Origin of the sequence: Methylobacterium aquaticum (assembly GCF_001043915.1) — a bacterium.
GTDB classification, from domain to species: Bacteria; Pseudomonadota; Alphaproteobacteria; order Rhizobiales; family Beijerinckiaceae; genus Methylobacterium; species Methylobacterium aquaticum.
Genome location: NZ_LABX01000087.1, coordinates 34287 through 51915, shown reverse-complemented (window position 1 = coordinate 51915; position 17629 = coordinate 34287). Strand labels below are relative to the sequence as shown.

Here is a 17629-nt window from a genome sequence, read left to right as displayed (position 1 = left end):
CCGCACCGGGACCCGGCGGCGGAGGTGGGGGCGGCGCGTCGGGACCGCCGGGAGGACCGGCTTCGCCGCGCGGGCCGCGCGGACGGGGCGGCGGCCCGCCGACCGCGATCAGGGCATCCGGGCTCGTGCCCAGCGCGCGCACCTCCATCACCGTGCCGAGCGGGCTCTTCGCCAGGCTGCCGCGGGCGCTGACGTCCTGTCCTGCGCGCAGGGTCGCGCTCAGGCGCGCGGCCTCGTGCGGCGGCAGCCTCAAGGTGGTGCCGTCGTCGAGGAGGGCGCCGTTCACCTCGCCCCGGCGGCCATGCAGCAGGCCGGCGACGCGCCCGCTCAGCACCGTCTCGTCGGCGGGAGGCTCTGGCGGCCCCAGGGTGACCAGGGTGGCCCCGGTCGCCTCGTTGCGGATCGACGCGCCGTCGATCAGGGGGAGCGCCCGGGCGCGCATGCCGCGCACCGACACCGCATCGCCTGGACGGACCGTGAACACCACGGCGCTGGAGAGGCGCGGCGGCAGCTTCACCTCGGTCCCGTCGGTGAGGATCAGGCCGTCGACGTCGCCCCGGGGGGTGAGCGTGTACTGCTTCACGATCCCTTTCGTCTCCGGCAGGGTGCCGGGATCCCAGACCGAATTGTCCTGCGCCGCGGCCGGGCCAGCCGCCAGGAGAATGGCTGCGAGGCCCGCCGCCCGGAGGCGGGGCTTGCCTGTCGTCATCAGCGTCGCTCGTCTGTGCCGGCGGACGGCCGGCTCAGGCAGCCTCTGTCAACTCTCATGCCAAATGCTAAATCTTTGTAATACAGAGAAAAAACCCATCAGGCGAGGGGGCGTCCGTCGGGATTCGGGACATCCTCCGTCGGGTTTCCCGACACCGCCGCGTCGCGCAGGCCGTAGCGCTCGATCTTGGCGTAGAGAAGCTGGCGCTGGATCCCGAGGCTCTTGGCCGCCCGGGCGCGGTTGCCGCCGCTCTCGCGCAGGGCCCGGCGGATCATCGCCTCCTCGAGCCGCGCCACCGCGCCCGGCAGGTCGCCGTCGACCCAGGCCGGCAGGATATCCGGCCTCTCGCCCGGAGGGCCCGTCTCCGAGAGACCGAGGTCGTCCGCCGCGATCACCGCGCCGCGGGCCAGCACCGCCGCCCGCTCGATCACGTTGCGCAACTCGCGCACGTTGCCGGGCCAGGGATGGCGCATCAGCGCCGCGGCCGCCTCAGGCGCCAGGCGCTTCTGGCCCGCGCCGATCGAGGACAGGACGTGCTCGGCGAGCGGCAGGATGTCGGCCAGGCGCTCGCGCAGGGGCGGCAGGGTGATCGGCACCACGTTGAGGCGGTAGAACAGGTCCTGTCGGAAGCCGCCCTCGGCCACGAGGCGCGGCAGGTCGCGGTGGGTCGCGGCCACCACCCGGACGTCGACCGGGGCGGGCCGACCCCCGACCGGCGTCACCACCCGCTCCTGCAGTGCCCGCAGGATCTTGGCCTGCATCGAGGGCGGCATGTCGCCGATCTCGTCGAGGAAGAGCGTCCCGCCATCGGCCTCCCGGAAGGCGCCGGGCCGGTCGCCCGTCGCCCCCGTGAAGGCGCCGCGCAGATGGCCGAACAGCTCGCTTTCGAGGAGATCGGCGGGGATCGCGGCACAGTTCACCGGCACGAAGGGACCGGCGCGGCGGCGGCCATGGGCGTGGAGGGCGCGCGCCGCCACCTCCTTGCCGGTGCCGGTCTCGCCCTGGAGCAGCACCGTCGCGTCACTGTCGGCAGACAGGCCCACCACCTTCTGCACCCGCCGCATCGCCTCGCTGGAGCCGATCAGGGTGGAGGCTGCCGCCGGGGCGGGGGGCTCCGGCACCGCCGAGGCCGACAGCGCCAGCATGCCGCCGAGCAGCCCGGCAAGCTCCGCCCGTCCGACCGGCTTCGTCAGGTGGTCGTAGGCGCCGAGCCGCATCGCCTCGATGGTGTTCTCGGCGCTGGCATAGGCGGTCAGCACCGCCACCGGCGGCGGCCGGGGCCCGGCGCGCAGGCGCTGGAGCACCGCCATCCCGTCGAGGGCGCCGGGCATCCGCAGGTCGAGGAGCACGGCGGCGATGGCCGGATCCGCCGCCATCCGCTCCAACGCCTCGGTGCCCGAGGCGGCGAGGACCGGGTGATGGCCGAGATCGCTCACCGTCTCGGCCAGCCCGTCGCGCAGGGCCGCGTCGTCGTCGACGATCAGGATATGGGCGGCGCGGGCCATGGCAGATCGAGCTCGAAGGTCGCGCCGGGAGCCGTCGCCTCGGTGCCTGTCGCCCGGGGAGGTGGGGCGGCGAGCCGCACCTGTCCACCATGGGCGCGGGCGATCTCGCGCACGATCGCGAGGCCGAGGCCGGTGCCGTCGGGACGGCCGGTGACGAAGGGGTCGAACAGCCGGCTCCGCACCGGTTCACAAACCCCGGGTCCCTCATCCGACACGCGGATGCGCAGCCGGCTCTCCTCCCGGCTGCCGGAGAGCCGCACGGTGCCGTCCGGAGGGCTGTGCTGGATCGCGTTGAGCACGAGGTTGTCGAGGGCGCGGCGGATCTGCCCGATGTCGAGGGGCGGGCGCTCGGCGGGCGCCGCCTCGACCACGATCCGCACGAAGCGGGTCCGGGCGAGGTCGTCGTGGAGATGGGCGCAGTCGCGGAAGACCGAACCGAGATCGGTCGGTGCCAGGGCCGTCCGTCGCGGCTGGGTCAGGCTCAGCAGGTCGCGCAGCAGCCGGTCCAGGCGGGCGACCTGATCGAGCACCAGGTCGAGGGCCGCCCGGGCCCGCACCGGATCGGGGCTCGCCAGCGCGTTCTCGGCCTTCAGCCGGATCGCCGCCAGGGGGTTGCGGATCTCGTGGGCGATGCCGGCGACGAGCTGGCCCAGGGCCGCGAGGCGCTCGGCCTCCGCGGCGCGGTGGCGGGCGGCGGCGAGGCGCGTGCCCGCCGCGTTCAGGGCCTCCACCAGCCGGTCGAGTTCGCGCAGGCCGGTCGCTCCCAGGCGCGGCAACTCGCCCTCCTGCGTCTCGCGCGCGAGTTCGCCTTCGAGCCGGGCGATGCGCCGGCCGAGCACGAGCAGCAGCCCCCCGAGGAGCAGCGCCGCGCCGAGAACGGTGGCGGCCAGGAAGCCGAAGCCGGCGAGGAGCTGGCCATAGGCCCGGCCCTGGTCGGTATGGACCCGGGTCATGGTCCAGGCCGTCGCGTTCTCGATCGGGCCGCGCAAGGGGCAGCCTTGCACCACCAGGGTCTGGGTGCGTGACGCGCGCCGCGTCGCGACCGGCCGGTCGGCCGACAGGGCGTCGGCGTTGATGCGCCGGATCGTGTCGATCTCGGCCGCGGGCAGGTCGGTCTTCGGCCCGGTGCCCTCGTCAGTCGGGAAGGCATGGGCCGCCGCACCGCCGGCGGCGGTCCAGATCCCGCCCTCCACGCCCGGCTGGCTGGCGAGGGCCGTCACCACGACGTCGGTGAGCTGACCCTTGAGGGTGTCGTCGGGGTCGGTGACGCTGCCGGTCCAGCCGGCGCCGAAGAAGGCGAACCGGTCGCCGATCTCGCGGCAGGCGCGGGCGGCCTGCAACTCGGCTTGCGCCACCTGCACGGTGGCGGACTCGGCGTAGAACTCGGCGAGCAGGTAGCCCGTGGCCGCCGCCGAGGCGAGGATCAGGATCCAGAGGGCGAGGAGGTGGGCGCGGAGGGAGTGGGACAGCATGAGCGGAGTGTGGGCGGGCGCGGGGAGTGCTGCAAACATCCCGTCGATCCGGGGTGCCGGACGGTCGAGGCTTGCCAGCTGAGCCGTATGAATGCAGGGTCCGCGCGATCTCAATGCTCCGCGGGTGGATGCCCGAGACATCTCTCGTCGGACGGCACGGCACGGGAAGTCCAGAATCATGATCGTCGAGAACGGACAAGCCGGCATCGGCGCGGACCATGGCGGCACCGCGCAGCGGGGCCTTCTTCACCGCCGGTCCTTCCTGTTCGGTGCCGCGAGCCTCGGCGGGCTCGGGCTCGCCGGCTGTGCGACCTCGGACGGCTTGAGCCTCGCCGAAGCCTCGGCCCTCTACGGGCCGGTGCCGGCGGAAAAATTCCCGATTCCGGCGGTCGACGTCAGCAAGGTCAATCCGAAATACTATCGTCGCACGGTGCAATACGCTTCAACGGAGGCGCCCGGGACGATCATCGTCGATCCGGCCAATTACTACGTCTACCGGATCGAGGAGGGGGGCGCCGCGACCCGCTACGGCGCCAATGTCGGCCGCGACGGGTTCCGCTGGAGCGGCGACGCCTATGTCGGGCGCAAGAGCGAATGGGCGACCTGGACCCCGCCCCGGGAGATGATCAAGCGCCAGCCCGAGGCGGCGAAGTGGGCCCGCGGCATGCCGGGCGGCCTCGACAACCCGCTCGGCGCCCGCACCCTGCATCTCTACCAGAACGGCGCCTACACGCTCTACACGATCTACGCCAGCAGCGACCCCGAATCGATCGGCTCGGGCATCACCAGCGGCTGCGTCGGGCTGCTGAGCCAGGACATGATCCACCTCTATGACCGGACGCCGGTGAAGACGAAGGTGGTGGTGTTGCCGGCGTAGCCGGACGCATCGGCCCTGACTCGCGCGGGGCTGTCCACCCGCGGGATCGACGGCATGACCATCGTCTGGGATGGGGTCACGGATGGCAGCGGCCTGGGCGAGGCCGACCTGTCGCTGCGCCATCGACTGGCCGGCCCGAACGGCCTTCGCGAGGCGGTCTCGGCGTTCTTCGCCGCGCAGGAGGGCGTGTGGGAGCTGCGCGCCCAGCTCCTCACCGACCGCGCGGCGATGCCGGTCGAGGATGCCTCGACGCCGTGGCCGGAGGAGCTGAGTCCCTATCGCCCGGTCGCCCGGATCACCGTTGCGCCACAGGAGAGCTGGAGCGACGAGACGATGCGCCGTCTCGACGAGGGCCTCGCCTTCAGCCCGTGGCAGGGTCTCGCGGCGCACCGGCCCCTCGGCTCGGTGATGCGCGCGCGCCGTGCCGTCTATTCACGCTCGGCCGGCTTCCGAGCCCCGCACAACGGTTGCCCGATTCACGAACCGACCCGCGCCTGAAGGACGAACCGCCATGGTGTTCCCCTCCCTGACCGCCGCCTATGGCGCCGTGCTGGCGCTGCTCTTTGCCGGGCTTTCCGGCTGGGTGATGGCCCGGCGCCTCTCCGCCAACGTGCTGCACGGCGATGGCGGCGACGCGGTGCTGCTGCACCGCGCCCGGTCCCAGGCCAATTTCGCCGAATACGTGCCGTTCATCCTGCTCCTCGTCGGCCTGCTCGAGGCCCACGGGGCAAGCCGGGCCCTGGTCCACGGACTCCTGATCGTGCTGCTGGTCGGCCGCGTGCTGCACCCGTTCGGCATGACGGCGCCGGCGAACTCGCCCCGGCAATTTGCCTGCCGGGGCGGCGGCATCCTGGCGACCTTCACGGTGCTGATCGTTGCCGCCGTGGGCCTGCTGCTGCGCCTGTCCTGAGCCGGTCTCGGGTGAGTCCGGGCGCTGCGGCGGTGATCGCGAGGGTTCTGTCAATCACGTGCGGGAACCCCTCTCGCAGGAGAGGGATGATCGCCGACCGGTCGGCGCCGTCGGCCCCTCAGCCCCGCCGGATCGGCGCGCCGCTGCCGGCCTCCGCCGTGACCGCGCCGCCCTCGACGATCACCCGGCCGCGGCACAGAACCGTCTCGGGCCACCCGGTCACGGTCCGGCCGACATAGGGAGTGAAGCCGGTGCGGTCCTCGACCATCGCGTCCGAGAGCGTCACGCGCTTGTCCGGATCCCAGAGGCAGAGATCGGCATCCATCCCCACGGCGACCGAGCCCTTGCCCGTCAGGCCGTAGATCCGGGCCGGCGCCGTCGCGGTGATCTCGACGAACTTGCGCAAGCCCAGCCGCCCGCCGGAGACCATCGCGTCGAACAGGAGGGGCAGCCGCATCTGCAAGCCCGGCATGCCGTTGGCGATCTCCTTGAAGGTCGCCGCCTGCCCGGCCTTGAGCTTGCCGGTCTCGTCGTAGCGGTACGGCGCGTGGTCCGAGGAGACGGTCTGAAGGTCGCCGAGAGCGAGGGCGCGCCACAGGGCCTCCTGGTCGCGGGCCTCGCGCAGCGGCGGGGAGCACATCCACTTCGCCCCTTCCAGCCCCGGCCGGTCGAGGTCGGATTCGGTCAGGAACAGGTATTGCGGGCAGGTCTCGGCAAAGACCTTGGCGCCCTCGCCGCGGGCCCGGCGCAGGATCGCGGCGCCCTCTTCCGTCGAGACGTGGAAGATCATCACCGGCTGGTCGAGGAACTGCGAGAACCGTACCACCCGCTCGAACGCCTCCGATTCCGACAGGCGCGGATGGCTGGCGGCGTGGTATTTCGGCGCCGTCTTGCCCTCCTTCAGCAATTGCCGGCTCGCGAAGGCGATGAGGCCGTGGTTCTCGGCGTGGACGCAGACGAGGGCACCCACCTCCTTCGCCGCCGCCATCAGGTCGAGCAGGGCCTCGTCGGCCAGCCGCAGGCGGTCATAGGTCATGAACGCCTTGAGCGAGGTGTGGCCGGCCCGCGCGAGCGCCGGGATGTCCTGCACCAGCGCCTTCTCGGTCGCATCCGCGATGATGAGGTGGAAGGCGTAGTCGATCACCGCGCCGCGGGAAGCGAGCGCGGTGTAATCCTCGACCACCGTCGCCAGATCCATCCCGACATGCTGGGCCGCGAAGGCGATGACGCTGGTGGTGCCGCCGAGGGCCGCCGACCGGGTGGCGCTCTCCCAGGTATCGGCGTTCATCAGCCCGGAGGCCGAGAGCTGCTCGATATGGGCGTGGCTGTCGACCCCGCCCGGCAGCACCAGCTTCCCGGTGGCGTCGATGTCCCGCCGGCCCGGGGCCAGGTCCAGGCCGATCGCCGCGATCCGGCCGTCGCGGATGCCGAGATCGGCGGTGAAGACGTCGCTCACGGTGGCGACGGTGCCGCCGCGGATCACCGCGTCGAAGGCGGGGTCACTCATCCAAACGCTCCTCGTCCGAAACTTGCTAAGGTCAAAGCCTGATACATCAGGAGACCCCCATGGCGGCAGACCGGCGCATCCTCGTCATCAACCCGAACTCGAACGAGGCGGTCACGCGCGGCCTCGACGGGGCGCTGGCGCCGCTGGCCCGTCCCGGCTTCGTCATCGATTGCCGGACCCTCGCGGAGGGGCCGTTCGGCATCCAGTCGCAGGCCGATGTCGAGCAGGTGGCCCTGCCGTTGCGCGATCTCGTGCGGCGCGAGGCGGCGGATGCCTTCGTCATCGCCTGCTACTCCGATCCCGGCCTCCATGTCTGCCGCGAGGCGACCGGCCGGCCGGTGCTCGGCATCGCCGAATGCGGCATCCTCACCGCGCTCGCCCGGGCCGACCGGTTCGGCGTCATCGCGGTGGCGAGCCGCTCGATCCCACGCCACCTGCGGGCCCTGCGCCAGATGGGGGTCAGCGACCGCCTCGCCGGAGAGCGGGCGCTGGAGATGACGGTCGCCGAGACCGCCAGCGGCACCGACACCCTCGCCCGGATGATCGCCGTCGGCCGCGACCTGCGCGACCGGGACGGCGCGGGCGCCATCGTGATGGGCTGCGCCGGCATGGCGGCGCACCGGCGCGGCCTGGAGCAGGAACTCGGCATCCCGGTCATCGACCCGGTCCAGGCCGCCGTCGCGATGGCGATCGGGATCGTGGCGGTCGCCTGATCCGACATCCGGACGATTCGTTCCGGACGTCGGATCACCAGCCCGCGCGGTGGAACCGTCGGCTCCACACGCCTGAGCGAAGCCGATGTCCGCATCGCGAAGCGATCGGCCGGACATCGTCTGACATCAATCGGGCAGCACCACGCCGGTCTGGGCGGTGATGCGGCCGTAATGCTCGATGCGGCGGTGGCGGGCGAAGTCGAAGATCGTCTCCTTGCCGAACCGGGTCTCGTCGAGGTCGCAAGCGTGGACGATCACCCCGTCGGCCTCGCCCGGAAGCTCCGCGACGATCTTCCCGTTGGGATCGCAGATCAGCGTGCCGCCGATCAGGGGATGGCCGTCCTCGTCGCCGGCCTTGGCCACCGCCACCACCCAGGTGCCGTTCTGGTACGCTCCGGCCTGGACCGAGAGCCGGTGATGGAACAGCCGGTCCTCCAGCCCCTCGGCGTTGCGCTGGCTGTTGACCGAGGGCGTGTTGAAGCCGAGCACCACCATTTCGACGCCCTGCAACCCCATCACCCGGTAGGTCTCGGGCCAGCGCCGGTCGTTGCAGATGCACATGCCGAGGATGCCGCCCAGCATCCGCCAGACCGGGAAGCCGAGGTCCCCGGGCTCGAAGTAGCGCTTCTCCAGGTGCTGGTGGGTGCGTTCGGGATCGAACTCGTCGTGGCCGGGCAGGTGCACCTTGCGGTACTTGCCCACGATGGTGCTGTCGCGATCGACCAGGATCGAGGTGTTGAAGTGCCGGCCCTCGGGCGTCAGCTCGGCATAGCCGAACGACATCGCCATGCCGTGCGCGCGGGCCCGGGCGAAGAGCGGGGCGGTCGCCGGGCCCGGCATCTCGCGCTCGAACCAGTGATCCGCCTCGGCCCGGTCCTCGTGGTACCAGCGCGGGAAGAAGGTGGTGAGCGCCAGCTCCGGATAGACGATCAGGTCGGCATCCTGGCGTTTCGCCTCGTCCATGAGCGCGATCATCCGGGCGACGACGCTGTCCCGGTCCTCGGCCTTCTGGATCGGCCCGAGCTGGGCGGCGGCAGTGCGGATCACGCGCATGGGGACATCCTAGAGACGACGATCGGTGATAGAAGTCGTGCCCTTCTCCGCTCCCCGGCCGCGGGGAGAGGAGGGATGCACACGACCGGGGTTCGACGGTTCACGCTGCCGGCTCCGCCGCCATTCCCCGCGTCTGCCCGGGCCGGAAATGCGGGATCGCCGCCAGCAGCTCCCGGGTATAGGCGGTGCGCGGCGCCCGGAAGAGGTCGCGGCTGACGCCCTCCTCGACCACCCGGCCGCCCTGGAGCACCAGGGTGCGCTCGCACATCATCCGCACCACGTTGAGGTCGTGGCTCACGAACAGGAAGGCGAGGCCGTCCTGCCGGCGCAGGTCGTCGAGGAGGCGCAGCACCCCGGCCTGGACCGAGACGTCGAGGGCCGCGGTCGGCTCGTCGAGGACGAGAAGACGGGGCTTCACGGCGATCGCCCGGGCGATGCCGATGCGGGCCTTCTGGCCGCCGGAGAGCTGGTGCGGGAACCGGTCGAGGAGCGCCGCCGGAAGGCCCGCCCGCTCCGCGCTCTCGATCGCCCGCAGCCGGAGTGCCTCGCCCCGCAGCGGCGTCAGGCGCGTCAGCGGATGGGCGATGCAGTCGAAGGCCGAGAAGCGCGGGTTGAGGCTGTCGGTCGGGTCCTGGAACACGATCTGGATCGCGCGCCGGTGGGGCGAGCGGTGGAAGTCGCGGGCGGGAATCGTGCCGATCGACTCGCCGTCGAACAGGATCCGGCCGTCGCTCGCATCGAGGAGGCGGCAGATCATCCGCGAGGTGGTGCTCTTGCCCGATCCCGATTCGCCGACGAGGCCGAGGCTCTCGCCCTCACGAAGGGAGAACGAGACATCCTCGACCGCCATGGCGCCGCCGAAGCGCTTGCCGAGGCCCTGCACGTCGAGGAGCGGCGGCGTGCCGGGGGCCGGGGCCGGTCGCGGCAGGGCCGGCGGGCGGGGACCTTCCGGGACGAGATCGGCGAGCGTGGACGTCGGGGTCGGCGAGGCGGCGACGAGGCGCCGCGTATAGGGGTGGCGGGGCGCGGAAAACAGCGCCCCCGGCTCGCCCTCCTCGACCAGGCGGCCCTGCTCCATCACGGCGATGCGGCCGCAATATTGGGCCGCGAGGCCGAGATCGTGGGTGATGAGGATCATCGCCATGCCGCGCTCGGCGGTGAGCCGGGCGACGAGGTCCATCACGGTCTTCTGGGTGGTGACGTCGAGGCCGGTGGTCGGCTCGTCGGCGATGAGGAGCGCCGGGCGGCAGGCGAGCGCCAGCGCGATCATGACCCGCTGGCACATGCCGCCCGACAGCTCGTGCGGATAGGCGTCGAGGCGGCGGGCGGCGTCGCGGATCCGCACCGCCTCCAGGCTCTCCAGCGCCCGCGCCCGGCCTTGCGCCTTCGAGAGCCCGCCCGCCACCAGCACGTCGGCGAGCTGGCGGCCGATGGTGCGGATCGGGTTCAGGGCCGCCCGCGGGTTCTGGAAGATCATCCCGATCGCCGAGCCATGCGCCGCCCGCAGGTCCGCCGCCGAGAGCCGGGTCACGTCCTGGCCGCGGAAGCGGATCCGGCCGCCGGTGATGCGCCCGGCCCGGTCGAGGAGGCGCGCCGCCGCGAAGGCGGTGACCGACTTGCCCGAGCCGGATTCGCCGACGAGGCCCAGGCTCTCGCCGGGCGCCACCGCGAGGGAGACGCCACGCAGGGCCTCGACCGGGCCGCGGCGGGTCGTGAAGGTGACCTTCAGGTCCTCGATCGAGAGAAGGGGCGTCTGCATCAGGTCCGCATCCGGGGATCGAGGATGTCCCGCAGGCCGTCGCCGAGCAGGTTGAAGCAGAGCACGGCCAGCATCAGGGCGAGGCCCGGGAAGGCGACGAGCCACCACTTGCCGGTGGTGATGAAGCGGGCGCCCTCCGCCACCAGGATGCCCCATTCCGGCGTCGGCGGGCGCACGCCCAGCCCGATGAAGGACAGGCCCGCCGCATTGAGGATCGCCCAGCCGAGATTGAGCGAGATCTGCACCGCCATGGCGGGCAGGACGTTGGGGAGCAGGAAGCGCAGGACCACCGCGAGGTGGCCCTCGCCGCCGGCCCGCGCCGCCTCGACGTAGCCGGCATCCCGCCGCACGTTCACCTCGGCCCGGGCGAAGCGGATGTAGAACGGCAGGTTGATGATCGCCGTGGCGATGACGATGTTCTCGACCCGGTTGCCGAGGGCCGCCACGAGCGCCATCGCCAGCACGAAGAGCGGGAAGGCCATCAGCACGTCGACGAGGCGCCCCACGACCCGGTCGAGCCGCCCGCCGGCATAGCCGCTCACGCCTCCGATCACCGCGCCAAGCGCGAAGGACAGGCTCACGGCCGAGAGCGCGATGGCGAGGTCGAGCCGCGTCGCCGCGATGATCCGGCTCAGCACGTCGCGGCCGAGCTGGTCGGTGCCGGCCCAATGCGCCGCGCTCGGCGGCTGGAGCGCCACCGAGACGTCGGAGGCCACCGGGTCGTAGGGGGTGAGCCAGGGGCTGAAGAGGGCGACGAGGCAGAGCAGGGCCGCACCGGCCGCCGCGACCGCGGTGAGCGGGTTGTCCCGCAGGACGTAGCCGGCGTGCCGCAGCGTGCTCGGCGGCGGGGCGAGGGCGGGCGAGACGGCGTTCATCGGGTCACTCGCATCGGGTCACTCGCATCGGCCTACTCGATCGAGACGCGCGGATCGGCCAGGCCGTAGAGCACGTCGACCGTGAGATTCACGACGACGAACAGGCTCGCCATCAGCAGAACGAAGCCCTGGACCGGGGCGTAATCGGAGGCGAGCAGCGCGTCGAGGGCGTAGGAGGCGACGCCGGGCCAGGAAAACACTTTTTCCACCAGCACGTTGGCGCCGAGCATGGTGGAAAACACGATGCCCGCGATGGTGAGCACCGGCAGGATCGCGTTGCGCAACGCGTAAGTCACGATCACCCGCCGGCGCGGCAAACCCAGCGACCGGGCGGTGCGGATGAAGTCGCTGCCGAGCACGCTCAGCATCGCCGCCCGGGTGATGCGGGCGAGCGGCGCCAGCACGAACAGCGCCATGGTCAGGGCCGGCAGCACCAATTGTCCGGCCGCCGCGCGCCAGCCCTCGCCATCCCCGACGAGCAAAAAATCGATCAGCAGGAAGCCGGTGATGTCGGGCGGGCTCGCCGCGAACACGTCGATGCGGCCGGTCGGGTCCGGGGCGACGCCGAGCAGGTAATAGAACACGTAGATCAGGAGCAGCCCCGACACGAAGGTCGGGACGCAGACGCCGAGCGCACACAGGAAGCGCACCGCATGATCCACTACCGAGCCCGGCCGGAGCGCCGCCGCGATCCCGAGCGGGATCGCAAGCACGAGCGCGATGACCAGCGCCGTGACGGTCAGTTCGAGCGAGGCCGGCAGGCGCTGGCGGAGATCCGTCAGCACCGGCTGGCCGGTGGTCATCGAGCGGCCGAGCTGGCCCCGCGCCACGTCCCCGAGATACCGCACCAGCTGCTCGGGCACCGGCTTGTCGAGCCCCATCTGGCGGCGGATCTCCTCGATCTCCGCCTTGCCGGCATTGGGCCCGGAGGCGAAGAACACCGCCGGGTCGCCGGGCAGCACCCGCATCAGCAGGAAGGTGAAGACCAGCACGCCGAGGAGTGCCGGCAGCGAGGACAGGAAGCGCCGCCCGGTGCGCCGGGCGATGCCGCTGGCGGAGGCCATCCGACTACTTCCGCGACAGGTCGCGGTAATCGACCTGACGGTGGAACTGGTAGGTGTAGCCCTCGACCGAGGGGGCCATCACGGCGTCCTGGTTCGGCTGCCAGACCGGGATCTGCGGCATCAGGGCGAGGTGGCGCTTGTTCAGGGCGCGGGCCTCGTCGTCGTACTTGGCCGGGTCACGCTCGAACCGCGCCTTGGCGGCCAGTTCGTTGATCTCGGGATCGTCGATCGAGCTGTAGTTCCAGCGCTGGTTGCCGGTGTAGAAGTTGCGGTAGAAATAGTCCGGCGAGGGCAGCCAGGCGACGATGCCCTCGGTGAAGAACGGCAGCTTCTTCTCGCTCACCTGCGTCGACATCTGCGCGTCCGGCAGCTTCTGGATCTCGACCTTGACGCCGATCTTCTCCAGCGACTCGCGGATCAGCGCGGCCATCGGCTCGGCGGTGGCGGCCTGGCCGACATTGAAGCTGAAGGTGGTGGAGAACCCGTCCGGCAGGCCGGCCTTGGCGAGCCAGTCCTTGGCCTTGGCGAGGTCGAGCGTCACCGGCTGGGCGACCGGGAAGACGGGCGCGGGGTCGCCCTCGCCCCAGGTGGCGCCGAAGAGCGGCTTGCCGCGGCCGAACAGGGCGGCCTTGAACATCGCGTCGTAGGGCAGGGCGTAGGCCAAAGCCTGGCGCACCTCGACCTTGTCGAAGGGCGGCATCTTGGTGTTGAACGAGATCAGCGTCATCGCGTTGAATTGCGGCGTCGCGATCACCTTCAGCTTGCCGCGCTCCTTCAGCGCCAGCGCGTCGTTGGCCTGGAGGTCGATGACGATGTCGGCGTCGCCCTTCTCGACGAGGTTGGCGCGGGTCGCCGGGTCGGGGATGGTCTGGGCGATGATGCGCTTGAAGCCGGCCGGCTTGTCCGGCGCCGCGCCGGTCCAGTCGGCGTTGCGCTTCAGCACCACCTGCTCGCCGGGCTTGAACACGTCGACGCTGTAGGCGCCGCTGCCGACCGCATGATCCTTGAGCCACGTCTGCGCCCAGGGGTCTTCGGCCGTCGCATGCGCCTTGGCGGCCTTGGAGTTGATGATGATGGCGTAGACGGTCGCGAGGTTCGGCAGGGCGAGCCGGTCGGGCTTCGGCAGCGTGACCTTGACGGTATGGGGATCGACCACGGTGAACTGGTCGGGGCTGGTCAGCGAGCCGGTGAGGAGCTGCGGCGCGGCGAGGGACTTCGCCGAGACGGCGCGGTCGAGGGACCACTTCACGTCCTCGGCGGTGACCGGGGTGCCGTCCTGGAACCTGGCGTCCTTGCGGAGATAAAACGTGAGGGTCAGGCCGTCGGGGCTGACCTCGTAGCGTTCGGCCAGCTCGCCGCGGATCGTGTCCAGGTCGAACACCCAGTTGTCGCCGAGCTTCTTGCGGCCGAAGCTGACGAGACGGTCGTAGGTCGAGAGGCTGATCGCGAACGCCTCGCGGGTCGTGCCCGGCATGGTCGGATCGAGGGTGTTGACCGACGCGCCCGTGACGTAGCGCAGGGTCTCGGCCCGGCTCTGGGCCCTGGCCGGCGCGGCACCCACCACCAGAGCAACGATGAGCGCGGCGGAAAGGCCGCCCGTCCGCATGCTGGTCTTCGTCACGCCTGTCCCTTCCTGCATCCTTGACCTGGCCGGCCTCTAGCAAGGGTCGTTCCAGGCACGACCATTCCAGCCGACGGACCGGCCGAGGGCAAGCGCTAACCGCGGCATCAGCGCAGCACCGCCTGAGGCACGTCGTAGGCCCGGAAATCGGCCCAGTGCCGGTCGAGATCGGCGACGAACAGCCCGCGGGTCAGGCCGGAGACGAGGCGGGGCACCGCGGTCGTCATGGCGTTGATCGACGAGCCGGACGGGCCGTGGCTCACCGTGGAGGCGATGCCGAACAGGTGGATGTCGCCGATCCACGGCGTCAGCCCCCGTTCGCGCTCGGTGAAGGCGTAATCGTCGCCGAGATAGGGATAGGCCGCGAGGCGGTCGTCGCGCTCCTCCGCCGGAGGGGCGTAGCGGTCGCCCCAGGTGGCGATGTTGTGGGCAAACGCCGACAATTCGGGCCGCGCGGCATAGTCGATGGCGATGCCGGTGGCCGCGATGACGAAATCGGCGGCAACCGTGCCCTTCGGGGTGTCGAGGACCACCGCGCCGTCCGCCATCCGGGCGGCGCGGAGCGGTGCGCCGGGGAGAAAATGGAAGGTCGGATGCCGGGCACAGCGGTCCCAGGTCGCCTGCGGGAAGCCCTCGCGCAGCCCCATCACCGCGCTCATGAAGCGCCAGCGCCAGGCGTCGTCGAGGTCGCCGAGATGGCGCAGGAAGCCCGCGAAGGTGAGCCAGCGATAGGGCTGCACCACCTGCGCCTCCGCCCGCCGGCACAGCAGGGTGACCGCGGCGGCGCCGGCTTCCAGAGCCGTCGCGGCATTGTCGAAGGCCGAGGCGCCGGCGCCGATCACCGCGACGCGCTTCCCCTCCAGGCCCGCGACATCGATCGCGTCGTCGGTGCGGGCGACGCGCCCGGCCGGCAGGCCGGACAGCGCCTCCGGGATCGCCCAGCGCCCGGCGCCCTCCTGGCCGGTGGCGAGCACCACCTTGCGGGCGTAGCGCACCCTGCCGCCCGCCTCCGTCACCGCCAGGAGGCCGTCCGCCGGCGCGATCCGGGTGACGGTGACGCCGTTCTCCACCGGCACGCCCGTCGCGTCGCGCACGAAGGCGAGGTAGGCGGCCCAGTCCTCCCGGGGGATCAGGTCGAGGGCGTCCCACGCCGCCTGTCCGTACCGGGCCTCGTGCCAGGACTGGTAGGTGAGCGCCGGCAGGCCGAGATCCGGCCCGGTGAAGTCCTTCGGGCTGCGCAGGGTCCGCATGCGCGCATAGGTCAGCCAGGGGCCTTCCCGGCCTTCGGGCGCCCGGTCGAGCACCAGGATGTTGGTCACCTGCGCCCGCATCAGCCCGAAGGCGATGGCGAGGCCGGATTGCCCGGCCCCGACCACGATCACGTCATGGGCCGGCGTTCCGTCCGGAGCGGGGCGGGGGGTGAGCCAGGGCGCGCGGGGATGGGCCGTGCGGGCGATCTCGTCGTGGATGCGGGCGCGGAGGGCGTCGCGGGACGTGCTGGAGAAGGACTTGTTGGAGAAGGGCATGGACGACCGTCAGGCGGAGAGCCAGCCGCCCTCGACCGGCAGGGCCGCGCCGGTGGTGAAGGAGGCGGCAGGGCTTGCGAGGTAGAGGATGGCCCGGGCGACCTCCTCGGGTTGGCCGAGGCGCTTGAGAGCGTGCCGGGCCTCGGAGGCGGCGCGGGCGGCGGCCGGATCGGCGGCGCGCCGGAAGCTGCGGGCGAGGAGCGGCGTCTCGATCGCGCCCGGCACCACGGCGTTGACCCGGATGCCGTCGGCGGCGAAGTCGAGCGCCATGGTGCGGGTGAGGCTGAGCACCGCGCCCTTGGCGGCGATGTAGGCGCTGTTGCCGCGTCCGCCGGCGAGCGCGAGCTGCGAGGCGACGGTGACGATGGCGCCGCCGCCCCGGGCCCGCATCGACGGCACCGCTTGTCCCGCCCAGAGCCAGGTGCCGCCGACATGGGCCCGGAACACCGCGTCCCAGTCCTCCGGCGTGGTGGTCTCGACGGTTCCGCCAACGGAAAAGCCCGCCGCCGTCACCAGCACGTCGATGCCGCCGAGGGCCGCGATCACCGCCGCCGCATCGGCCGCCACCGCCGCGGGGTCGCCGACATCCGAGGCGCGGGCCAGCCCGCCGATCTCGGCCGCCACCGCTTGCGCCGCCGGGCCGTCCCGGTCGATCACCGCCACCCGGGCGCCGAACTCCGAAAAGAGCCGCGCCGTCGCGGCGCCGATGCCGGAGCCGCCCCCCGTCACCACCGCCACCTTGCCGTCGAGCCTCACGGGCGATCCTCCTGCATGCGCGACTGCCAGGCCAGGAACGCCTCCGCCGAGGCATCGAGGCCGTAAGCCGCCTCCCAGCCGAGTTCGTCCCGCAGCCGGCCGGTGGCAAGCGGCGGCCGGTCGTGGTCGCCGTGCAGCGACACCGTCGCGGGCTCTCCCGGCGCCGCCAGGCGGCAGACGAAGCCGGGCCGCACCAGATCCCGGTTCGCCGCCAGCCGCTCGCCCCAGGCGAGAACCGGCCAGACCGTCGGGCTCGACACATTGTAGAGGGGGTGGCACAGGCGATCGGCCGCGATCAGCCGTGCCACCGCCTCGGCGGCGTCGGGCGCGTAGAGCCAGTCGCGCCGGCCGGGCCGCGGCAGCAAGGCCGGCCGGCCGGCCCGGGCGGCGGCCCAGATCTGCGCCTGCGGGCTCAAGGTGTCGCGCAAGGCCGTGTCGCGCTCGAACGGCCCGAACACCGCGCTCAGGCGCACGCTGACCCCGTCGAGGCCCCAATGGCCGCAGAGCCGCGCCAGCACGGCTTCCGAGGCGAACTTGGTGACGGCATAGAGGCTCGCCGGCTGGGCCGGCCGGTCCTCGGACAGGATGTCCGCCTGCACGGCCCCGTAGGCCGCCGCCGAGGACAGGTTCACCACCCGGCGCACCCCGGCCCGGCGGCAAGCATCGAGGATCGGCACCAGGGCGCCGAGATTGACCGCGAGGATCGGCCCTGGATCGGCGGCCTCGCGGGCGGCATCCGCCGTCACCGCGGCGGCCATCACCACCGCGTCGGTGCCCGGCCGGATCGCCGCGGCGAGGGCGCCCGGGTCGGTCACGTCGCCGAGATCAAGGGAGAGGGGGCCGAGCCTCGAGAGCGCCCGCAGGAAGGCCGGCGGGGGCGGGGCCCGGTCGAGGAGCCGCACGGCGAGGCCGCGCCCGAGCAGGGCTTCGGCGAGGTTGAGCCCGACGAAGCCGGCACCGCCCAGGATGACGACGCTCACGCGACGAACGCTCCCGCCATCGTTGCGGGGGCATCGTCGCGAGGGGGAGATGGCGGCACGTGCGATCCTCGTGGTCGGTCCGGCGCACCATCATGCAGGAAGCGGGCCGGCAAGCGGCGTCCACTCTCTCCGGTCACCGGTCGATCCGGCGCGGGACGGGCTGGCGGACAGCCCCGGACACACGGATCCGGCGTCGTCCCGACGATGGGGCGGCGCCTCGCCCGGCCCTGGTGAGCCGGCGCGACGTTTCGTCCGAGGTGAGCCATCGCGGTCGTCACGTCCCGGGCCTCCTCCCATCCCGG

16 protein-coding genes are annotated in these 17629 nt (G+C 72.3%); 4 read left to right on the top strand and 12 right to left on the bottom strand.

Features of this window, described 5'->3' with window-relative positions:
- From VP06_RS12140 to VP06_RS12130, 3 genes are all read right to left on the bottom strand, one after another.
- Positions 1-709, bottom strand: a 709-nt coding sequence (locus VP06_RS12140; RefSeq protein WP_063928383.1) for a hypothetical protein, incomplete at its 3' end; no start/stop codon positions are given.
- Positions 710-807: 98 nt separating this feature from the next.
- Positions 808-2214 (bottom strand): sigma-54-dependent transcriptional regulator, encoded by a 1407-nt coding sequence (locus tag VP06_RS12135; protein ID WP_048464031.1) that lies wholly within the window; start codon positions 2212-2214, stop codon positions 808-810.
- Positions 2190-3725, bottom strand: coding sequence for a sensor histidine kinase (locus VP06_RS12130; protein ID WP_245291156.1), 1536 nt, complete (start codon positions 3723-3725; stop codon positions 2190-2192). The genes VP06_RS12135 and VP06_RS12130 overlap by 25 nt, the downstream gene beginning before the upstream one ends.
- 139 nt (positions 3726-3864) lie before the next feature.
- On the opposite strand from VP06_RS12130, the gene VP06_RS12125 reads away from it, so the two are divergent.
- Genes VP06_RS12125 through VP06_RS12115 form a run of 3 tightly spaced genes read left to right on the top strand, consistent with a single transcriptional unit; the run spans position 3865 to position 5473 of the window.
- The gene (locus tag VP06_RS12125) at positions 3865-4563 is read left to right on the top strand and encodes a L,D-transpeptidase (protein WP_048464030.1); all 699 of its coding nucleotides are present in this window, start codon (positions 3865-3867) and stop codon (positions 4561-4563) included.
- 54 nt (positions 4564-4617) lie between these two features.
- Positions 4618-5061, top strand: a complete 444-nt coding sequence (locus VP06_RS12120; RefSeq protein ID WP_048464029.1) for a catalase family protein — start codon at positions 4618-4620, stop codon at positions 5059-5061.
- Positions 5062-5074: 13 nt separating this feature from the next.
- Positions 5075-5473, top strand: a complete 399-nt coding sequence (locus VP06_RS12115) for an MAPEG family protein (RefSeq protein ID WP_048464028.1) — start codon at positions 5075-5077, stop codon at positions 5471-5473.
- Between the two features lie 118 nt (positions 5474-5591).
- Here the strand turns inward: VP06_RS12115 and hydA are convergent, their stop codons facing one another.
- Positions 5592-6980 (bottom strand): dihydropyrimidinase, encoded by a 1389-nt coding sequence (hydA, locus tag VP06_RS12110; protein ID WP_048464027.1) that lies wholly within the window; start codon positions 6978-6980, stop codon positions 5592-5594.
- Positions 6981-7039: 59 nt separating this feature from the next.
- On the opposite strand from hydA, the gene VP06_RS12105 reads away from it, so the two are divergent.
- Positions 7040-7693 carry an aspartate/glutamate racemase family protein gene (locus tag VP06_RS12105; protein ID WP_048464026.1) on the top strand — a complete coding sequence of 218 codons (654 nt, stop codon included), beginning with the start codon at positions 7040-7042 and terminating at the stop codon, positions 7691-7693.
- 126 nt (positions 7694-7819) lie between these two features.
- On the opposite strand, the gene VP06_RS12100 is transcribed toward VP06_RS12105, so the two are convergent.
- The 8 genes from VP06_RS12100 to VP06_RS12065 all read right to left on the bottom strand — a co-directional run bounded on the left by VP06_RS12100 (position 7820) and on the right by VP06_RS12065 (position 17327).
- A complete protein-coding gene (locus VP06_RS12100; RefSeq protein ID WP_048464025.1) occupies positions 7820-8746 on the bottom strand; it encodes an N-carbamoyl-D-amino-acid hydrolase in 927 nt (308 codons plus the stop codon).
- A gap of 100 nt (positions 8747-8846) precedes the next feature.
- Positions 8847-10505, bottom strand: a complete 1659-nt coding sequence (gene nikE / locus VP06_RS12095) for a nickel ABC transporter ATP-binding protein NikE (protein ID WP_048464024.1) — start codon at positions 10503-10505, stop codon at positions 8847-8849.
- On the bottom strand, positions 10505-11380 hold the full coding sequence (locus tag VP06_RS12090; RefSeq protein ID WP_048464023.1) for an ABC transporter permease: 876 nt from the start codon (positions 11378-11380) through the stop codon (positions 10505-10507). The genes nikE and VP06_RS12090 overlap by 1 nt, the downstream gene beginning before the upstream one ends.
- A gap of 32 nt (positions 11381-11412) precedes the next feature.
- The gene (locus VP06_RS12085; RefSeq protein ID WP_048464022.1) at positions 11413-12444 is read right to left on the bottom strand and encodes an ABC transporter permease; all 1032 of its coding nucleotides are present in this window, start codon (positions 12442-12444) and stop codon (positions 11413-11415) included.
- A 4-nt stretch (positions 12445-12448) separates the two neighbouring features.
- Complete coding sequence (locus tag VP06_RS12080; protein WP_048464033.1) at positions 12449-14050, bottom strand: ABC transporter substrate-binding protein; 1602 nt, start codon at positions 14048-14050, stop codon at positions 12449-12451.
- Between the two features lie 122 nt (positions 14051-14172).
- A complete protein-coding gene (locus VP06_RS12075) occupies positions 14173-15591 on the bottom strand; it encodes an NAD(P)-binding domain-containing protein (RefSeq protein ID WP_048464021.1) in 1419 nt (472 codons plus the stop codon).
- Between the two features lie 9 nt (positions 15592-15600).
- Positions 15601-16347: an SDR family oxidoreductase gene (locus VP06_RS12070; protein ID WP_048464020.1), complete on the bottom strand. Its 747-nt coding sequence runs from the start codon at positions 16345-16347 to the stop codon at positions 15601-15603.
- Positions 16344-17327: an NAD-dependent epimerase/dehydratase family protein gene (locus tag VP06_RS12065; protein WP_048464019.1), complete on the bottom strand. Its 984-nt coding sequence runs from the start codon at positions 17325-17327 to the stop codon at positions 16344-16346. Before VP06_RS12065 ends, VP06_RS12070 begins: the two co-directional genes overlap by 4 nt.
- Positions 17328-17629: the final 302 nt, after the last annotated feature.

Bases quoted from the DNA above. Each gene is read 5' to 3' on its own strand.
- VP06_RS12135 (WP_048464031.1), bottom strand. From the start codon at position 2,214: ATGGCCCGCGCCGCCCATATCCTGATCGTCGACGACGACGCGGCCCTG.
- VP06_RS12130 (WP_245291156.1), bottom strand. From the start codon at position 3,725: ATGTTTGCAGCACTCCCCGCGCCCGCCCACACTCCGCTCATGCTGTCC.
- VP06_RS12125 (WP_048464030.1), top strand. From the start codon at position 3,865: ATGATCGTCGAGAACGGACAAGCCGGCATCGGCGCGGACCATGGCGGC.
- VP06_RS12120 (WP_048464029.1), top strand. From the start codon at position 4,618: ATGACCATCGTCTGGGATGGGGTCACGGATGGCAGCGGCCTGGGCGAG.
- VP06_RS12115 (WP_048464028.1), top strand. From the start codon at position 5,075: ATGGTGTTCCCCTCCCTGACCGCCGCCTATGGCGCCGTGCTGGCGCTG.
- hydA (WP_048464027.1), bottom strand. From the start codon at position 6,980: ATGAGTGACCCCGCCTTCGACGCGGTGATCCGCGGCGGCACCGTCGCC.
- VP06_RS12105 (WP_048464026.1), top strand. From the start codon at position 7,040: ATGGCGGCAGACCGGCGCATCCTCGTCATCAACCCGAACTCGAACGAG.
- VP06_RS12100 (WP_048464025.1), bottom strand. From the start codon at position 8,746: ATGCGCGTGATCCGCACTGCCGCCGCCCAGCTCGGGCCGATCCAGAAG.
- nikE (WP_048464024.1), bottom strand. From the start codon at position 10,505: ATGCAGACGCCCCTTCTCTCGATCGAGGACCTGAAGGTCACCTTCACG.
- VP06_RS12090 (WP_048464023.1), bottom strand. From the start codon at position 11,380: ATGAACGCCGTCTCGCCCGCCCTCGCCCCGCCGCCGAGCACGCTGCGG.
- VP06_RS12085 (WP_048464022.1), bottom strand. From the start codon at position 12,444: ATGGCCTCCGCCAGCGGCATCGCCCGGCGCACCGGGCGGCGCTTCCTG.
- VP06_RS12080 (WP_048464033.1), bottom strand. From the start codon at position 14,050: ATGCGGACGGGCGGCCTTTCCGCCGCGCTCATCGTTGCTCTGGTGGTG.
- VP06_RS12075 (WP_048464021.1), bottom strand. From the start codon at position 15,591: ATGCCCTTCTCCAACAAGTCCTTCTCCAGCACGTCCCGCGACGCCCTC.